The 15,601-nt window shown below is 36.2% G+C and carries 15 protein-coding genes and 1 pseudogene; 7 read left to right on the plus strand and 9 right to left on the minus strand.

Going from position 1 to position 15,601, the window contains the following annotated elements:
* Positions 1-43: 43 nt before the first annotated feature.
* The 6 genes and pseudogenes from pdxH to pyrR all read right to left on the minus strand — a co-directional run bounded on the left by pdxH (position 44) and on the right by pyrR (position 3,975).
* Positions 44-688: a pyridoxamine 5'-phosphate oxidase gene (gene pdxH, locus ACKWCD_RS13745; RefSeq protein ID WP_413984535.1), complete on the minus strand. Its 645-nt coding sequence runs from the start codon at positions 686-688 to the stop codon at positions 44-46.
* A 125-nt stretch (positions 689-813) separates the two neighbouring features.
* On the minus strand, positions 814-1,719 hold the full coding sequence (locus tag ACKWCD_RS13750) for a ribonuclease Z (RefSeq protein ID WP_413984536.1): 906 nt from the start codon (positions 1,717-1,719) through the stop codon (positions 814-816).
* A 126-nt stretch (positions 1,720-1,845) separates the two neighbouring features.
* Positions 1,846-2,129 (minus strand): annotated as a pseudogene (locus ACKWCD_RS13755) (four helix bundle protein).
* Between the two features lie 40 nt (positions 2,130-2,169).
* Positions 2,170-2,502 (minus strand): ribonuclease Z, encoded by a 333-nt coding sequence (locus ACKWCD_RS13760; protein ID WP_413984537.1) that lies wholly within the window; start codon positions 2,500-2,502, stop codon positions 2,170-2,172.
* A 5-nt stretch (positions 2,503-2,507) separates the two neighbouring features.
* Entirely contained in the window at positions 2,508-3,434 is a 927-nt protein-coding gene (locus ACKWCD_RS13765) for an aspartate carbamoyltransferase catalytic subunit (RefSeq protein ID WP_413984538.1), read from the minus strand.
* A 1-nt stretch (position 3,435) separates the two neighbouring features.
* Positions 3,436-3,975 (minus strand): bifunctional pyr operon transcriptional regulator/uracil phosphoribosyltransferase PyrR, encoded by a 540-nt coding sequence (gene pyrR, locus ACKWCD_RS13770; protein WP_413984539.1) that lies wholly within the window; start codon positions 3,973-3,975, stop codon positions 3,436-3,438.
* Positions 3,976-4,133: 158 nt separating this feature from the next.
* Between pyrR and ACKWCD_RS13775 the strand changes: the two genes are divergently transcribed.
* A complete protein-coding gene (locus ACKWCD_RS13775; RefSeq protein ID WP_413984540.1) occupies positions 4,134-5,528 on the plus strand; it encodes an alpha/beta hydrolase family protein in 1,395 nt (464 codons plus the stop codon).
* 78 nt (positions 5,529-5,606) lie between these two features.
* Here ACKWCD_RS13775 and rpsA read toward each other — a convergent pair whose 3' ends face one another.
* The gene (gene rpsA, locus ACKWCD_RS13780; protein WP_413984541.1) at positions 5,607-7,478 is read right to left on the minus strand and encodes a 30S ribosomal protein S1; all 1,872 of its coding nucleotides are present in this window, start codon (positions 7,476-7,478) and stop codon (positions 5,607-5,609) included.
* A 262-nt stretch (positions 7,479-7,740) separates the two neighbouring features.
* Here rpsA and ACKWCD_RS13785 point away from each other — a divergent pair, with 262 nt between their 5' ends.
* The 3 genes from ACKWCD_RS13785 to ACKWCD_RS13795 all read left to right on the plus strand — a co-directional run bounded on the left by ACKWCD_RS13785 (position 7,741) and on the right by ACKWCD_RS13795 (position 9,716).
* Positions 7,741-8,121, plus strand: coding sequence for a LysM peptidoglycan-binding domain-containing protein (locus ACKWCD_RS13785; protein ID WP_413984542.1), 381 nt, complete (start codon positions 7,741-7,743; stop codon positions 8,119-8,121).
* A 151-nt stretch (positions 8,122-8,272) separates the two neighbouring features.
* Positions 8,273-8,980, plus strand: a complete 708-nt coding sequence (locus ACKWCD_RS13790) for a hypothetical protein (protein WP_413984543.1) — start codon at positions 8,273-8,275, stop codon at positions 8,978-8,980.
* 226 nt (positions 8,981-9,206) lie between these two features.
* Positions 9,207-9,716, plus strand: coding sequence for a GNAT family N-acetyltransferase (locus ACKWCD_RS13795; RefSeq protein ID WP_413984544.1), 510 nt, complete (start codon positions 9,207-9,209; stop codon positions 9,714-9,716).
* Between the two features lie 63 nt (positions 9,717-9,779).
* Here the strand turns inward: ACKWCD_RS13795 and cmk are convergent, their stop codons facing one another.
* Complete coding sequence (gene cmk, locus ACKWCD_RS13800) at positions 9,780-10,472, minus strand: (d)CMP kinase (protein WP_413984545.1); 693 nt, start codon at positions 10,470-10,472, stop codon at positions 9,780-9,782.
* A gap of 118 nt (positions 10,473-10,590) precedes the next feature.
* Positions 10,591-13,041, minus strand: coding sequence for an endopeptidase La (gene lon / locus ACKWCD_RS13805; RefSeq protein WP_413984546.1), 2,451 nt, complete (start codon positions 13,039-13,041; stop codon positions 10,591-10,593).
* 357 nt (positions 13,042-13,398) lie between these two features.
* Between lon and ACKWCD_RS13810 the strand changes: the two genes are divergently transcribed.
* The 3 genes from ACKWCD_RS13810 to ACKWCD_RS13820 are packed head-to-tail and all read left to right on the plus strand — an operon-like array spanning position 13,399 to position 15,588.
* Positions 13,399-13,956 (plus strand): RNA polymerase sigma factor, encoded by a 558-nt coding sequence (locus ACKWCD_RS13810; RefSeq protein ID WP_413984547.1) that lies wholly within the window; start codon positions 13,399-13,401, stop codon positions 13,954-13,956.
* Entirely contained in the window at positions 13,956-14,516 is a 561-nt protein-coding gene (locus tag ACKWCD_RS13815) for a hypothetical protein (RefSeq protein WP_413984548.1), read from the plus strand. The genes ACKWCD_RS13810 and ACKWCD_RS13815 overlap by 1 nt, the downstream gene beginning before the upstream one ends.
* Positions 14,497-15,588 carry a DUF4097 family beta strand repeat-containing protein gene (locus ACKWCD_RS13820; protein ID WP_413984776.1) on the plus strand — a complete coding sequence of 364 codons (1,092 nt, stop codon included), beginning with the start codon at positions 14,497-14,499 and terminating at the stop codon, positions 15,586-15,588. The genes ACKWCD_RS13815 and ACKWCD_RS13820 overlap by 20 nt, the downstream gene beginning before the upstream one ends.
* Positions 15,589-15,601: the final 13 nt, after the last annotated feature.

Genomic DNA, 15,601 nt, shown 5'->3' on the forward strand with positions numbered 1-15,601 from the left:
ACAGAAAAATATCAAGAACCGTATACTGCCTTTGACAACTGCTTTACGGTGCTAAGCGCTCCATTTTCCAATCTATATTTTCAACTGTATATCGAATTCTGTCGTGCAATCGATTTGGTCTACCTTGCCAGAACTCTATCGAAACTGGTTTGACAATATAACCTCCCCACCAATCTGGGCGTTCAATTTCTTTATTCTCATATTCCTTTTCAAGATTCTTTAATTTTTCCTCTAAAATTTCTCTTGACGGAATTACATTACTTTGATTTGATACTATTGCCCCAAACTTGCTGCCGTCTGGCCGAGATTCAAAATAACCATCAGATAAATTTTCAGCAATTTTCTCGGCTTTACCCTTTATAATAATTTGACGTTCAAGATTCGGCCAAAAAAAAGAAATACATACATTAGGGTTCTTCTCAATTGCTTTTCCTTTTTCACTTTTGTAATTGGTGTAAAAAATGAATCCCTCGTGGGTGTATTTCTTCAAAAGCACAACTCTACTCTTTGGGAAACCGTCTAAACCGACTGTTGAAACGGTCATAGCATTTGGCTCATCTACTCCTTCTGAAGCTTCAACTTCATAAAACCACTTTTGAAAAAGTTCCATCGGATTATCTGAAATAGCATCTTCGGTCAATGCACTCTTATCGTATGACTTTCGGTAAGCTCCAAGATCTTTTTGCATGGCTTCTTAGTATTAAAAATACATCTTGTAAAGTTCTATAAAAATTATAAGACCCCAAAGGTTTTCGAAACCTTTGGGGTCGCTAAGTAAATTAGGTCTTAACTATTCTCGACTAGACAATAGTATTAGAATTCAAAAACTTTTCCGTCATCTGCCAATTCAACTTTACCAAAAACTGTTTGAGCCTCTTCCTTAAAAGGTTCAATAGATTTATATCGTGTAGAGTAATGCCCTAAAATTAAAGTGCCAACCTCGGCCTCCTTAGCAATGGCCGCAGCTTCTTTAGCTGTCGCATGTTTTGTTTTACTAGATAAATGCACTTCAGAATCTAAAAAAGTGGATTCATGATACAGTACATCCACATCTTTTATTTGCGGAATAATTTCAGGTTTGTAAGCCGTATCGCTACAGTAAGCATATGCTTTTGGTCTCGGAGGATCGAAGCTCAGCTCAGCATTTGAGATTACTTGTCCGTTGTCTAATCTCACATCCTTCCCATTTTTTATGTTTTGATAGGATGATCTATCTATTTTGTATTCCTCAACCGCATCAATATTTAGCTTACGTTCACCCAACTTTTCTTTGAATAAGAATCCGTTGGTATACACACGATGGTCTAAAGGAATAGTCTCAACGGACACCTTATCATCTTCATAAATAATTTCGGATTCTTTGGAAGTTAATTCGTGGAAAATCAGCAGATAGTTGGTCCATGAATCTCCTAATTTCAGAAGTAGCGTAATCGCTTCCTTGATACCTTTTGGTCCATAAATATGCATTTCTTTATCCCTTCCCAATAATCGGAAGGTTGAAATCAATCCTGGTAATCCGAAAAAGTGATCCCCATGTAAATGAGAAATAAAAATATGATTGATTCGAGAAAATTTCACCTTACTCTTACGCAACTGTACCTGCGTTCCTTCTCCACAATCAATTAAAAACATGTGATTTTTAATCTCAAGTATTTGAGAAGTAGGATTTGTCAAAGTTCTTGGTGTGGCCGCATAGCAGCCTAGTATATGAAGTTTCATAAAAATTGAAAATTGAAAGTGGAAAATGGAAAACGGAAAATCATATTTTCAACTATTACGTTTGGAGGATTTAACTATTTCTGTCAAAAGCCTTATTATTTGAACATTCTCTGAATGAATTTTGGTTTAAACTTCTCTGCCCAAATAATCAGATTTATATAGCAAATCTAACCAATATCTAGTCTCATTAGCCTCCTTTAGCCCTATCGCCATTTTATGGGTGAATCCTTTTTACTTTCAGCATGTTCGGCTTCGCGAACCATTGCTCCGACGGAAGTACCTGATCTAATCAATTGTTTGGAAAGAACAAACTCCTTTTTATTTGATTGAATTTCTTTTACAATCTTTATAATTGACAAGGCAAAATCAAAACTTTTCTCTCCAACGATATTCTTTCTCCCATTTTCCATTTCCAATTGTCGCTTTCAATTTTCCTCTTTCAATTTAGAATTATATGCCTAAGTCCCTTTCTATTTCTTCCATTTCGATAATATCTCGAGCTTCCTGAAGAGTTGGCACGACAACAATTTCCTCTGGAACGTCATCGTAGCTAACTTTATTGGTTACCAAAACAAATGACTTATTTGCACCTCGATGTGTATTTGACAGTTCTAGAAACTCCAAAACATCACCAGCACTTAATTTGGAAAAAGAAAATAGATTGATAATTAGATGATCGTTCTCAATTTTTGAATAGGCATTATTCAAGTTTTCTAAAAACGCTGACAACTCAATATTCTCTTGAAACACCGTTGTGGTTGTTCCTTTTTTGTCAAAAACCATAGTGTTTACTTTATTTTTGAAGCTAATAGATAAATCACAGCCATACGTATGGCAACCCCATTCTCAACTTGATTCAATATAATAGATTGCTTTGAATCCGCTACATCACTCGTTATTTCAACTCCCCTGTTTATAGGACCTGGGTGCATAATCACAATCTCCTTATCTAAACTATCAAGTAGTGTTTTGTTCACTCCAAATTGTTGCGTGTATTCTCTTGTAGTAGGAAAATAACTAATATCTAATCGCTCATTTTGAATACGCAGCATATTTGCAACATCACACCAGTTTAAAGCCTTCCGCAAATCGGTTTCAACTCCAACCCCTAAAGATTCCACATGTTTGGGAAGTAAGGTTTTTGGTCCACACACCTTAACATTGGCACCTTGTAATTTGAGGGCAAAAATATTAGATAAGGCTACGCGGGAATGTAATATATCGCCTACTATTACAACATTTTTGCCCGCTACATCGCCGAGTTTTTCTCGAATGGAATACGAATCCAATAAAGCTTGTGTCGGATGCTCATGTGCCCCATCACCTGCATTTACAATAGAAGCGTTCACATGTTTGGATAAGAAAATACCAGCTCCAGGATTTGGATGCCGCATCACAACCATATCTACTTTCATAGACAAAATGTTGTTCACGGTGTCAATCAATGTTTCTCCTTTTTTCACGGAGGACTGTCCTGCAGAAAAATTAATAACATCGGCAGACAAACGCTTCTCAGCCAATTCAAAAGATAATTTTGTTCGTGTACTATTCTCAAAGAAAATGTTGGCAATGGTAATATCTCGTAATGACGGGACTTTCTTTATTGAACGATTGATTACCTCTTTAAAGTGATCGGCAGTTTCAAAAATGAGCTGAATATCTTTTGCATTCAGATATTTAACTCCCAATAAGTGTTTGACACTTAACTCGCTCATACTATTTATTTATCAAATATATTACGTCTTTTCCGTCGTTCTCCTTCCACATTACTTTTACTTTTTCATCATTAATCGCATCAACTTGTCTTCCTCTATAATTGGGCTGAATGGGTAAATGTCGACTGAATCTTCTATCTATTAATGTGAGTAACTCCACATCTTTGGGTCTTCCAAAAGATTGAAGGGCCGTCAAGGCGGCGTTAATGCTCCTTCCTGTATACAAAACATCATCAATTAAAACCACATTTTTATCTTCAACCAAGAAATCAATTTTTGTCTCAGTCGCTTCTAAGGTCTTATCACCTCTTCTAAAATCATCGCGATAAAAAGTAATATCTAAAAACCCAAGATCGATATGCTTTACCTTATATTCTTCTTTTAAAATTTTGGTGAGCCGTTCGGCGACGTAGGTTCCTCTGGGTTGTATTCCAATGAGTACAGTATTCGAAAAGTCTAAATGATTTTCAAGAAGTTGACAAGCCAATCGGTGAAGGATGATGTTGATTTCTTTTTCGGAAAGAAGTACTTTTTGACTCATAGTGGACGTGAATCCTTTTGTGGGACAAAAATAGACAATTCTGCTCAAACTACATGTGAAATCAAACGAACTCCTTTTTTGGTTTAAAAAACAACCAAAAATGTAACATTTCACTGGTTTAGATGTCCAACTAAAAGGTAGCTCTTAAATAAAAGACCATGAAAAAATTAATTTTATTACTATTTGTGTTTACAGGATTCACCAACTTCTATGCACAAGATATAACTGGACAATGGAATGGAGTTCTAAAAGAAATGAACTTACGTCTAGTTGTTCATATTACAAAAACAGAGGATGGCTATAGCTCAACCTTAGATAGTCCTGATCAAGGTGCGAAAGGAATTCCCGTAGCTATAACAACTTTTGAAAATAATACTCTCAAATTAGAAGCAGCCAATCTCGGAATCACATACTTTGGCGAATTCGTCGACGGAACTTTCAATGGCACTTTTATGCAAAGTGGATTCAAGATTCCCTTAATTTTAGGCAGAGAAGAAGTAGAAAAAGTAAACATAAATCGTCCTCAAGAACCAAAAGAACCTTATCCTTATTATACAGAGGATGTAAGCTTCGATAACACGAAAGCAAGCATCAAACTGGCAGGCACCCTTACTTTACCCAAAAAAGAAGGAAAATTTCCTGTTGTAGTTTTAATTTCAGGAAGTGGTCCTCAAGACCGCAACGAGGAACTATTAGGCCATAAGCCTTTTCTGATCATTTCTGATTATTTAACAAGAAATGGCATTGGGGTTTTGCGATTTGATGACAGAGGAGTAGGAAAATCAACGGGAAATTTTAGCACAGCGACCTCTGCAGATTTTGCAACAGATATTGAAAGTGCTATTTCATATTTAAAATCTAGAAAAGAAATCGATGTGACTAAAATTGGTTTGGTGGGTCATAGTGAAGGTGGCGTCATCGCGCCGATGGTTGCTGCAAAATCTGAAGATGTTAGTTATATCGTTCTTCTGGCAGGCACGGGTATTCGTGGAGACAAACTCTTATTACTGCAACAAGAACTTATCGGAAGAGCCATGGGAATGTCTGAAGTCCAATTGCAAAGCTCAAAAGAACTTAGTACCGTGGTTTTTGAAATGATCGTAAGTTCTACCATAACCCAAGATTTAAAAACTGATGTGAAAAAATATATTGCCGAAGAAATAAACAAATTGTCAAACGAAGAACTTCCTGCAGGTATAAGTAAGGATGAAGAAAGCATCAATGGGCAAGTTGATCAGTTGACCACCCCATGGATGGTTTATTTTATGAAGCATGACCCGGCAAAAGTATTAGAGAATGTGAGCTGTCCTGTTTTGGCTATAAATGGAGAAAAAGATTTGCAAGTGCCTCCAAAGGAAAATCTTGAAGCGATTAGAAAAGCATTAGAAAAAGGTGGTAATACTGATATTAGCACACAAGAATTACCTGGCTTAAATCATTTGTTTCAAGAAAGCGTAACGGGGGCTCCAAGTGAATATGGTACTATTGAACAAACCTTTGCACCAGAGGCTTTGGAAGTTATCTCAAGTTGGATATTGAAAAAGGTTAACTAAGCACTTAAAGCAAAAGTAAAACAAAAAAACCCTGACCAAATAGTCAGGGTTTTTTAATATACTAAGATTTAAAATGGATTACTTTTTACCAGCTTCCATCTTATCTTTCAACGCTTGTAAAGCTTCGTTAGCATCGCCTAAAGTTGGTTTTGCCTCATCAGCAGAAGCTTTCTGTCTTTTAACAGCAGCTTTTACATTACGTTTCTCTTCTTCTCTAAAGATTGCGGTGTGACTTGCCACAACACGCTTGAAGTCTTTGTTGAATTCAATGATCTTGAATTCGGCTTCTTCTCCTTTTCCGAGCTTATTACCGTCTTCTTTCTCTAAATGACGTTGCGGTACAAAAGCCGTTATGTCATCGTTGAATTCAATAACAGCTCCTTTATCAACAATCTCAGTAATTGCAGCCTTATGAACTGTATCTAAAGCAAACTCCTTCTCATATTTATCCCAAGGGTTATCAGTAGTCTGTTTGTGACCTAAGCTTAACTTACGACCTTCAACATCTAATTCTAAAACCTCAACTTCTAAAGTATCACCTACAGCAGTAAACTCAGATGGGTGTTTGATTTTCTTCGTCCAAGAAAGGTCAGAGATATAGATCAATCCGTCAATACCTTCTTCTAACTCAACAAATACTCCGAAGTTTGTAAAGTTTCTTACGATACCTTTATGCTTAGAAGCAACTGGGTATTTTGTTGTGATATCTGTCCATGGATCTGGAGTCATTTGCTTGATACCAAGAGACATCTTGCGATCTTCTCTATCTAGTGTCAATACAACTGCTTCAACCTCATCACCAACTTTTACGAAATCTTGGGCAGAACGCAAGTGCGTCGACCATGACATTTCAGAAACGTGAATCAATCCTTCAACACCTTCAACAACTTCGATGAACGCACCGTAGTCAGCAATAACGACTACTTTACCTTTCACCTTATCACCAATCTTGATGTCTTCAGACAAAGCGTCCCAAGGGTGCTTCTCTAATTGCTTCAAACCTAATTGGATTCTTGATTTGTTTTCATCAAAATCAAGAATTACTACATTCAATTTCTGGTCTAGCTCAACAACCTCATTCGGGTGGTTAATTCTACTCCAAGAAAGGTCAGTAATATGTACTAGACCATCAACACCACCTAAATCGATAAAGACGCCGTAAGAAGTAATGTTTTTAACAATACCTTCTAATACTTGGCCTTTTTCAAGCTGACTGATGATTTCTTTTTTCTGTTCTTCGATATCTGCTTCGATCAACGCTTTGTGTGATACAACAACGTTTTTGAATTCGTGGTTGATTTTCACCACTTTGAATTCCATTGTTTTATTCACATACTGATCGTAGTCACGAATTGGTTTCACATCAATCTGCGAACCTGGTAAGAAAGCTTCGATTCCGAATACGTCGACAATCATACCTCCTTTAGTTCTGCATTTAACGAAACCACTAACTACCTCTTCTTTGTCATGAGCCGCATTTACGCGATCCCAAGCCATGATAGTTCTAGCTTTTCTGTGTGAAAGTACTAACTGTCCACTTTTATCCTCACGGATATCAATCAACACCTCTACATTATCACCAACTTTTAAATCAGGATTGTAACGAAATTCGTTTAAAGAAATAACCCCTTCAGATTTTGCGTTGATATCGATAATTGCCTCACGGTCTGTTAAATACACAACAGTACCTGTAACAACCTCTTCATCAGCGGTATCTACGAAATTTTCAGAAACTAGTTTTTCAAACTCTTCTAATTTAGAGTCATCTACTTTCTCAATACCTTGTTCGTATTTCTCCCAATTGAAGTTTTCTAAAAATTCTTTTGGATCTTGGACGGGAGCCGCCTCTTTTACTTCTTCTACCGTTTCGGTAGTTTCTTGAACTGCTTCTGCAGTTTCTTGAATTGCTTCAGTAGTTTCTTCTACTTGAGCTTTTTTGTCTTCAGCCATTTGAAGAGTATTATTTGTATTCTACAACCTTACAAGAGTTAAACGATTAGCGTAGAAGCTGTTATATGATTTTTTTCTTTCCCTTTTTTCTCTTGAAAACTTTCGTTAAAAAGGGCTGCAAAAATACAGTTTTTATTTAAGTATACCAACCTATTTTTTGAAAGTAACATTGGTTCGGGACTATTTTGTTGTATTTATCTTAAAAATCGGGCAAATATTACTATCTTAGACTTTCAAATATTAACCGTTTAAATAATAACAAATGAGCGTTAAAGCAAAGTACCAAGGAGTTTTGAACCTTGGTGAGCAATTAGGAATTAAAGATGGAAACGTAACCGAAGAAGGTGGCGTTCTTAAAATAAAAGGTGTGGCGAATACGCCTTACGAAAAAGATCTTTTGTGGGATAAAATCAAAGAATTAGGTGGCGAAAGTGCTTCTGATATCAAAGCGAATATTTCGGTTGCTGATGATTCTGTTTATCACAGACATACTGTTGCTGGTGGAGAATCTTTAAGTAAAATCGCAAAGCACTATTATGGTGATGCCATGAAGTACAAGCAGATTTTTGCTGCTAATACTAATATTCTTAGCAATCCAGATGTAATTCATCCAGATCAGGTTTTGGTTATTCCAAATCCGTAAAAAGTTAGACGTTTTAAATTGGATAAAATTAAAAATACCGTTGCTAATAGTAACGGTATTTTTTTGTTTTAATATCTCTATATTACGGTTATAAAGGAAATAAGCGTAATCGTACGCTTAGTGAATTGTTGTAGCACATTTAAGAAAAACCTTGGAATTAATTGAAAAAGATATAGAAGATTGGATTAAACCTTATGCGACTATTGTTGGAGAACAAAAAGAGTATGATTTAAAATTACGTGAAAAAAATCCATGTGAATTTTTCCTTCAATTAACTTTACCGAGTAATTTTCAAGAATATGCAATTGCCTTACACTCGTTTTGGATAAATAATAAAATCCCAAAAGACAAAATCTTAGTCCGAGAATTATCAGATGAAGAATTTCCTGAAGATGATTTTTCTCGTGTGACTTGGAAAGATTTTCATAAATTAAAAAATAGAGAGTTTGACTTGAACAAGGCAATTACGGAGAGTATCAAACATACTCGCTCTTACGACAAGCAGATGAACAATGAACTATATCCTGGCGAAGGTCTAATGGACAAAGAGCATCTAATAAGTTTAGTAGAAGTAGTAAATGAAATATATGGAAACCAAGATATTGAATTGTTCTACACCTTTCTTGCCACAAAAAACTGGGAAAAAGATTTAATTTATAGTGGTAAAATAAGTGGGCTTCCAAAATTGTTTGAAATTGAAAATTTGCGACTAACACCTAGTTTAATTTACCCAAAACAAAGGAATTGGGTTGTAAATACTGATTACGATTTAGCATTTACCACAATCGCAGGAGAAACGAAATTTATATCAGAACTTGCCGAAAGAAATTGTGACGGAATAGTGAAAATTGAGCGATAAAAACGTGCTACAACAATGGCTATAATTAATACGGGATTCGGTGCTTAACGCCCACTTTTAGGTATTTTAGAGTGTCCGCCAAATCTTTTGGATTTGGCTTTATAAATAGAAAAAATAAAAACAAACAAAAAGATTCGGCTAATCGCTTAAACGGAAACAAAAGACCACTTTTATTCCCGTACAAATCATAGCCGAACCGTTGCATGCCATTTGAACTAAACTGAAATTGGAAGAAAAAATTAAAATAAGACACCTCAAATTATCTGATAAGGCTGAATTGGCAAAACTTGCGAATAATAAAAAGATTTGGGATAATTTAAGAGACTACATTCCATTTCCATATAAAGAAAGTGATGCCGAATTCTTCATAGACCTAACGAATAAGGAAAACCCAAAACAAACTTTTGGAATAGAATATAAAGGTAAACTTTCTGGTGTAATCGGATTGGTAATCCAAAAGGATGTATATAAAAAATCTGCTGAAATTGGGTATTGGATTGGTGAGGCTTTTTGGGGAAATGGAATTGCAACAAAAGCTGTTGAATTGATTACAGAATATGGATTTGAGAAACTTGACCTAAATCGGATTTATACTGGTGTATTTGATTATAATTTAGCATCTATGAAAGTCCTTAAGAAGAATGGATATGAAAAGGAAGGGATATTCAAAAATGCGATTTTAAAAAATGAGAAAATCTGTGACGAACATAGATTTTTCAAACTGAATGAAAAGTAAAAAACGGCATACAACACAACCTCCTATGGAAAGCCCTAATCAAATATTATCATAAAGTTAGTTTTACTGCTTCTCAATAACCCGCAGCGCAAAATTATACATCCGCTCAAACTGCTCTTCAAGTCCCATGTCACTATTATCAAATTCAATAGCATCTTCTGCTTTTCGGAGTGGAGAAAATTCGCGACTTGAGTCTATGGCATCACGTTGTTGTACATTTTTCAGCACTTCATCATAATCGACTTCTTCGCCCTTATCCAATAACTCTTTATAACGGCGATAGGCTCTTTTTTCTGGGGAGGCGCTCATGAATATCTTGATTTCTGCCTCTGGAAAAACTACGGTTCCGATATCGCGGCCATCCATTACAATCCCTTTTGCTTTGCCCATTTTTTGTTGCATGGCTACCAATTTGATTCGAACCGCCTCAATTTCTGCAACTGGACTCACAAACTGGGAAACTTCTAAGGTCCGAATTTCCTTTTCTACATTTTCACCATTGAGATACATTTCTGAGAATCCCAACTTCGCATTGTATTGAAATTCAAGTTCAATGTCATCAAGGGCATTAACAAGACTGTCCGCATCTTTGATACCCTCACCTATAAAATCGTTCTGCATCGCAAAAAGAGTTACAGCACGGTACATCGCACCCGTATCGACATAAACATAACCCAAAGCTTTTGCCAATTGTTTGGCGATCGTGCTTTTTCCTGTAGAGGAATAGCCGTCAATAGCTATGGTTATTTTTGTCATCTTTTGAAACTGCTTGTTGTAAAAATACGGAGTATTAAAATAAGTATAACTAGAGTTCTGATTGACCAACACGAAAAACACCCCTAAAGTCCCCTCAAGGGGACAATAAAAATCTCAACTAAAACTTTTTCGCGTTCTTAACCTTTTGATTGGTGATTGCGATATCAACCACCTCATGCATATCAGTGACATAATGAAATGTCAAGCCTTTCAAATAGTCTTGTTTTATTTCAAGGATGTCGCGTTCATTTTCTTTGCAAAGAATAATTTCTTTAATTCTTGCACGTTTGGCTGCCAGTATTTTTTCTTTGATTCCGCCAACAGGAAGTACTTTTCCACGAAGTGTTATCTCCCCGGTCATGGCCAAACTTTTCTTTACCTTTCTCTGTGTGAACAAAGAGACTAATGAGGTTAGCATGGTTACACCAGCGCTTGGGCCATCCTTTGGAGTTGCTCCTTCCGGAACGTGAATGTGTACATTGTACTCTTCAAAGAGTTCTGAATCGATGCCGAAAAGGTCTGCATTCGATTTGATGTATTCCATCGCAATAGTTGCGGACTCCTTCATCACCTTTCCAAGATTTCCAGTAATGTTTAATATCCCTTTTCCTTTAGATAGAATAGACTCAATGAAAAGAATATCTCCACCAACACTCGTCCATGCCAATCCCGTTACGACTCCAGCAACATCATTATTTTCATATTTATCACGCTCCATTCGCGCAGGACCTAATACTTTTTCAACATCGGCACTGCTCACCTTTATTTCATATTCCTCTTCTGTAGCAATTGATTTGGCAGCATATCGCACCATTTTTGCAATTTGCTTTTCCAACGAACGAACTCCAGATTCTCTAGTATATCCTTCTACGATTTTCTCTAACTGCGGCTTACCAATTTTCAAGTGTTTGGCTTCCAATCCGTGTTCCTTTAATTGCTTCGGCAGTAAGTGGCGTCTTGCTATTTCCACTTTCTCTTCAATGGTATATCCTGAGACATTAATAATCTCCATACGATCACGCAGTGCGGGTTGAATCGTAGACAAGTTATTTGCAGTAGCAATAAACATAACCTTTGAAAGGTCATAGCCCATTTCTAAGAAATTATCATAAAAGGCACTATTCTGCTCAGGATCTAAAACTTCAAGCATCGCTGAAGACGGGTCCCCTTGATGACTATTAGATAACTTATCGATCTCATCTAAAATAAAAACAGGATTAGATTTTCCGGCCTTTTTTAAGCTTTGCACAATTCGACCTGGCATGGCACCTATATAGGTTTTACGATGTCCGCGAATTTCTGCTTCATCACGTAGTCCCCCTAAAGAAATACGTACGTATTCTCTACCTAAAGCTTCAGCAACCGATTTTCCTAAAGAAGTTTTACCAACTCCCGGAGGTCCATATAAACAAAGAATAGGCGATTTCATATCATTACGAAGTTTCAAAACAGCTAAATATTCAATGATTCTTCGTTTTACATCCTCAAGTCCGTAATGATCTCTATCTAATATTTTCTGAGCTCTTTTTAAATCAAATTTATCTTTAGAAAATTCATCCCAAGGAAGATCTAAAAACAAGTCCAAATAATTTCTTTGGATGGAATACTCAGCTACTTGTGGATTCATCCGTTGCATTTTTGATAATTCCTTATCAAAATGCTCTCCTATCTTTTCATTCCATTTTTTCTTCTTCGCGCGCGCTCGCATTTCTTGAATTTCTTCATCATAAGAAACACCGCCCAATTCTTCTTGAATGGTTTTCATCTGTTGATGCAAGAAATACTCGCGTTGTTGCTGATCCATGTCATTTCGCACCTTGGACTGAATATCATTTTTCAGTTCCAACTTTTGAAACTCGACATTCATGTACTTCAAAGTCGCTAATGCTCTTTCTTGCAAATCTCGAATTTCTAGTAGATTTTGCTTTTCAGCAACATTTAAATTCATGTTGGAAGAAATGAAATTAATTAAGAAAGAATTGCTCTGAATATTCTTGATCGCAAAAGAAGCTTCACTTGGAATATTTGGGTTATTGGCTATAATTTGCAAGGAAAGCTCCTTTATAGAATCAATTATTGCCAAAAACTCCTTATCATCTTTTTCTGGTCTTTGCTCTTGAGCTTCACGAACTGTAGCCGTGATATAAGGATCTCTAGTAAGAACCTCTGCTACCTCAAATCGCTTTTTACCTTGAATGATTACGGTAGTATTTCCATCAGGCATTTGCAATACCCGCAAAATTTTAGCTACCGTACCTAACGTATTAATGTCTTTTACATCAGGATTTTCAGTTTCCTCATCTTTCTGAGAAACCACTCCAATAACTTTATTACCGTTATTAGCGTCCTTAATAAGTTTAATTGATTTATCGCGCCCCGCAGTAATAGGAATAACAACACCTGGAAACAAAACTGTATTTCTCAAGGGAAGTATAGGGAGAGTTTCTGGTAGTCCCTCCTTATTCATTTCCTCCTCATCTTCGGGGGTTAACAATGGTATTAATTCTGCATCCTCTTCAATGGACTGCAAAGACATATTGTCAAAATTGGTAAACTTAGAATTTCCCATATATACATTTAAGACATTCTGTCATTATAATGACACTAATGTTCTTTTATTTTAAGTCGTTAAAGTATTTAAAAGCCTTACTATCATTATGTTATCGTCAAATTGGCTTTTCATCTATACACATAAAGACAATTGTTATGCCAATTGGAGGTAAATTGTAAAAAGTCCTCCCTAAATCCCACCCGTGGAGGGACCTCACATCCCGCCCTGAAAGAACAAAAGAGTAAATTCAAACTAAAACATCCCTCCCCTTCTGGGGAGGTTAGGAGGGAAAGCGCATGAGTAAGTCACGAAAAAAATGACTCAAACTGTAACAATCCGTAACTTCCCTTATCTCTATAACAAACCATTCATTTTTTGAGCCACAAAAAAGAAAATACTGACGTTTTAGTCCAATCGTGTTTGCAAGGAAAACAAAGTGCACAATTGGAGATTTACAACCGCTATTACAAAGCCATGTATAATACATCGGTTCGGATTGTAAAAGATAGCGCAGAAGCTGAGGATGTAATGCAAGAATCGTTTTTAAACGCGTTTACGAAACTGCACACATTTAAAGGAGAGGTAACTTTCGGATCTTGGCTCAAACGCATTGTGATAAACAACAGTATCTATCATTACAGAAAACAACAGAAGAAAAATGAAGTTGATCTGGATGATGTAATGTACAAGGTCGAAGATAATGACGGAGTTGTTTCAAATCACGATCATGCGATCACGGAATTGAAGGCTCAAAAAGTGATGGAGAGCATGAAACTGTTGAAAGACAATTACAGAGTTTCTTTGACCTTACATTTAATAGAAGGGTATGATTATGAAGAAATAAGTGAAATCATGAATATCAGCAATGCCAACTGTAGAACAACAATCTCTAGAGCAAAACAAAGTTTGAGAAATAAATTAACAATTGCATAATGGAAAAAGACAATATAGATAGGCTTTTTGATAACCTTCAAGGTAATTTCGATACAGAAGAACCACATGGAGGTCACCAAGAACGGTTCTTGCAAAAGCTGCAAAGATCACAAAGAATTGTATCCGTACAAAAGAAAAAGAATACTTGGTGGAGACCTTTATCTATAGCGGCTTCTGTAGCCATACTCTTAGGAGTAGGTTTTAGTATGTTTAATGCTTCTCCTACGATCGATCAGCAAGTTGCCGAAATATCACCTGAGGTATCACAAACGCAGTTTTACTTTGCCAGTCTTATTGATGAGCAAGTGAAGCAACTGGAAAGCGAAAGCACTCCAGAGACTAAAAAAATGATTGATGACACTATGATTCAAATAAGAAAGCTAGATGCCAATTATAAGATTTTAGAGCAAGACCTTTTAAATGGCGGTAATAGCAAATTGATATTGAGTGCCATGATCACCAACTTTCAAACACGTATTGACTTATTGCAAAATGTACTAAGCCAAGTAGAAAATATTAAAAACTTAAAAAAATATAATGATGAAAACTATACAATTTAAATTTCCCCTGCTAGTACTTTTAGTGCTTCCCATGCTGCTTTCAGCCAGTGATGGAAAACTGAAAGGTAAATACACCAAAGAAAAGACCATTAAGAAAGAGTTTGATGTCAACTCTGATGCGTTGTTAAAAGTGAATAACAGCTACGGTAATCTAAACATCACCTCTTGGAATGAAAACAGAGTCGTTATCGAAGTGCATATTAAGACCAATGGTAACAATGAGGAGAAAGTCCAGAAAAAATTAGACGGAATTTCAGTTGATTTTGAAGCCAGTAGCAGTATGGTATATGCCAAGACCAATTTTAATGAAAACAAAAGTAGTTGGGGTTGGAACTGGGGCAAAAACAATAACGTGAATATGCAGATCAACTATACCATCAAACTTCCCATAAAAAACAGTGTCAACTTGAACAATGACTACGGAAGTATTATTTTAGACCGTGTTGACGGACACGCAAAAATCAATTGCGATTATGGAAGATTGGAGATAGGCGAACTACGGGGTAGAAACAATCAACTGAATTTCGACTATACATCAAAATCTATGATTGATTTTATAGAAAGCGGAACCATAAATGCAGATTATTCAGGTTTTACTATCGGAAAAGCAGGAGACCTTATTATTAAAGCAGATTACACCAACTCTACGGTAGAAAAAATGGGGAATTTAGACTACAATACCGACTATGGTAAAATCGAGATTGGGGAAGCTAAAAACGTTCAAGGCGTCGGAGACTATATAACCGTTAAGCTAGGAACCATTCATGGTAATGTAGATGTAACTGCCGATTATGGTTCAGTGAAGATTGCAAAACTGGCAGCTGATGCAGGAAATGTGCAGATACGTAGTGACTATACGGGTGTAAAAATAGGATATGATGCAGCTTACCATTTCAATTTTGAGATTAAAACTTCATATGCTGGTGTGAGTGGAAAGGACGATTTCGAAATGAGCGTTAGCCAAGTGAAGAATACAAGTAAATATTATAAAGGCCATTATGGATCTTCAAATAGTGGCAACCTTGTAAGTATTTCAAGTGATTATGGCGGAATAACATTTTACAAAAATTAATTCATTAATCAAT

Origin of the sequence: Maribacter taeanensis (assembly GCF_047345145.1) — a bacterium.
GTDB lineage: Bacteria > Bacteroidota > Bacteroidia > Flavobacteriales > Flavobacteriaceae > Maribacter_C.

Excerpts from the sequence above, each read along its gene's own strand:
- lon (WP_413984546.1), bottom strand. The coding sequence starts at position 13,041 with ATGGGAAATTCTAAGTTTACCAATTTTGACAATATGTCTTTGCAGTCC.
- rpsA (WP_413984541.1), bottom strand. The coding sequence starts at position 7,478 with ATGGCTGAAGACAAAAAAGCTCAAGTAGAAGAAACTACTGAAGCAATT.
- pdxH (WP_413984535.1), bottom strand. The coding sequence starts at position 688 with ATGCAAAAAGATCTTGGAGCTTACCGAAAGTCATACGATAAGAGTGCA.
- ACKWCD_RS13820 (WP_413984776.1), top strand. The coding sequence starts at position 14,497 with ATGAAAACTATACAATTTAAATTTCCCCTGCTAGTACTTTTAGTGCTT.
- ACKWCD_RS13765 (WP_413984538.1), bottom strand. The coding sequence starts at position 3,434 with ATGAGCGAGTTAAGTGTCAAACACTTATTGGGAGTTAAATATCTGAAT.
- ACKWCD_RS13760 (WP_413984537.1), bottom strand. The coding sequence starts at position 2,502 with ATGGTTTTTGACAAAAAAGGAACAACCACAACGGTGTTTCAAGAGAAT.
- pyrR (WP_413984539.1), bottom strand. The coding sequence starts at position 3,975 with ATGAGTCAAAAAGTACTTCTTTCCGAAAAAGAAATCAACATCATCCTT.
- ACKWCD_RS13750 (WP_413984536.1), bottom strand. The coding sequence starts at position 1,719 with ATGAAACTTCATATACTAGGCTGCTATGCGGCCACACCAAGAACTTTG.
- ACKWCD_RS13775 (WP_413984540.1), top strand. The coding sequence starts at position 4,134 with ATGAAAAAATTAATTTTATTACTATTTGTGTTTACAGGATTCACCAAC.
- ACKWCD_RS13785 (WP_413984542.1), top strand. The coding sequence starts at position 7,741 with ATGAGCGTTAAAGCAAAGTACCAAGGAGTTTTGAACCTTGGTGAGCAA.
- cmk (WP_413984545.1), bottom strand. The coding sequence starts at position 10,472 with ATGACAAAAATAACCATAGCTATTGACGGCTATTCCTCTACAGGAAAA.
- ACKWCD_RS13815 (WP_413984548.1), top strand. The coding sequence starts at position 13,956 with ATGGAAAAAGACAATATAGATAGGCTTTTTGATAACCTTCAAGGTAAT.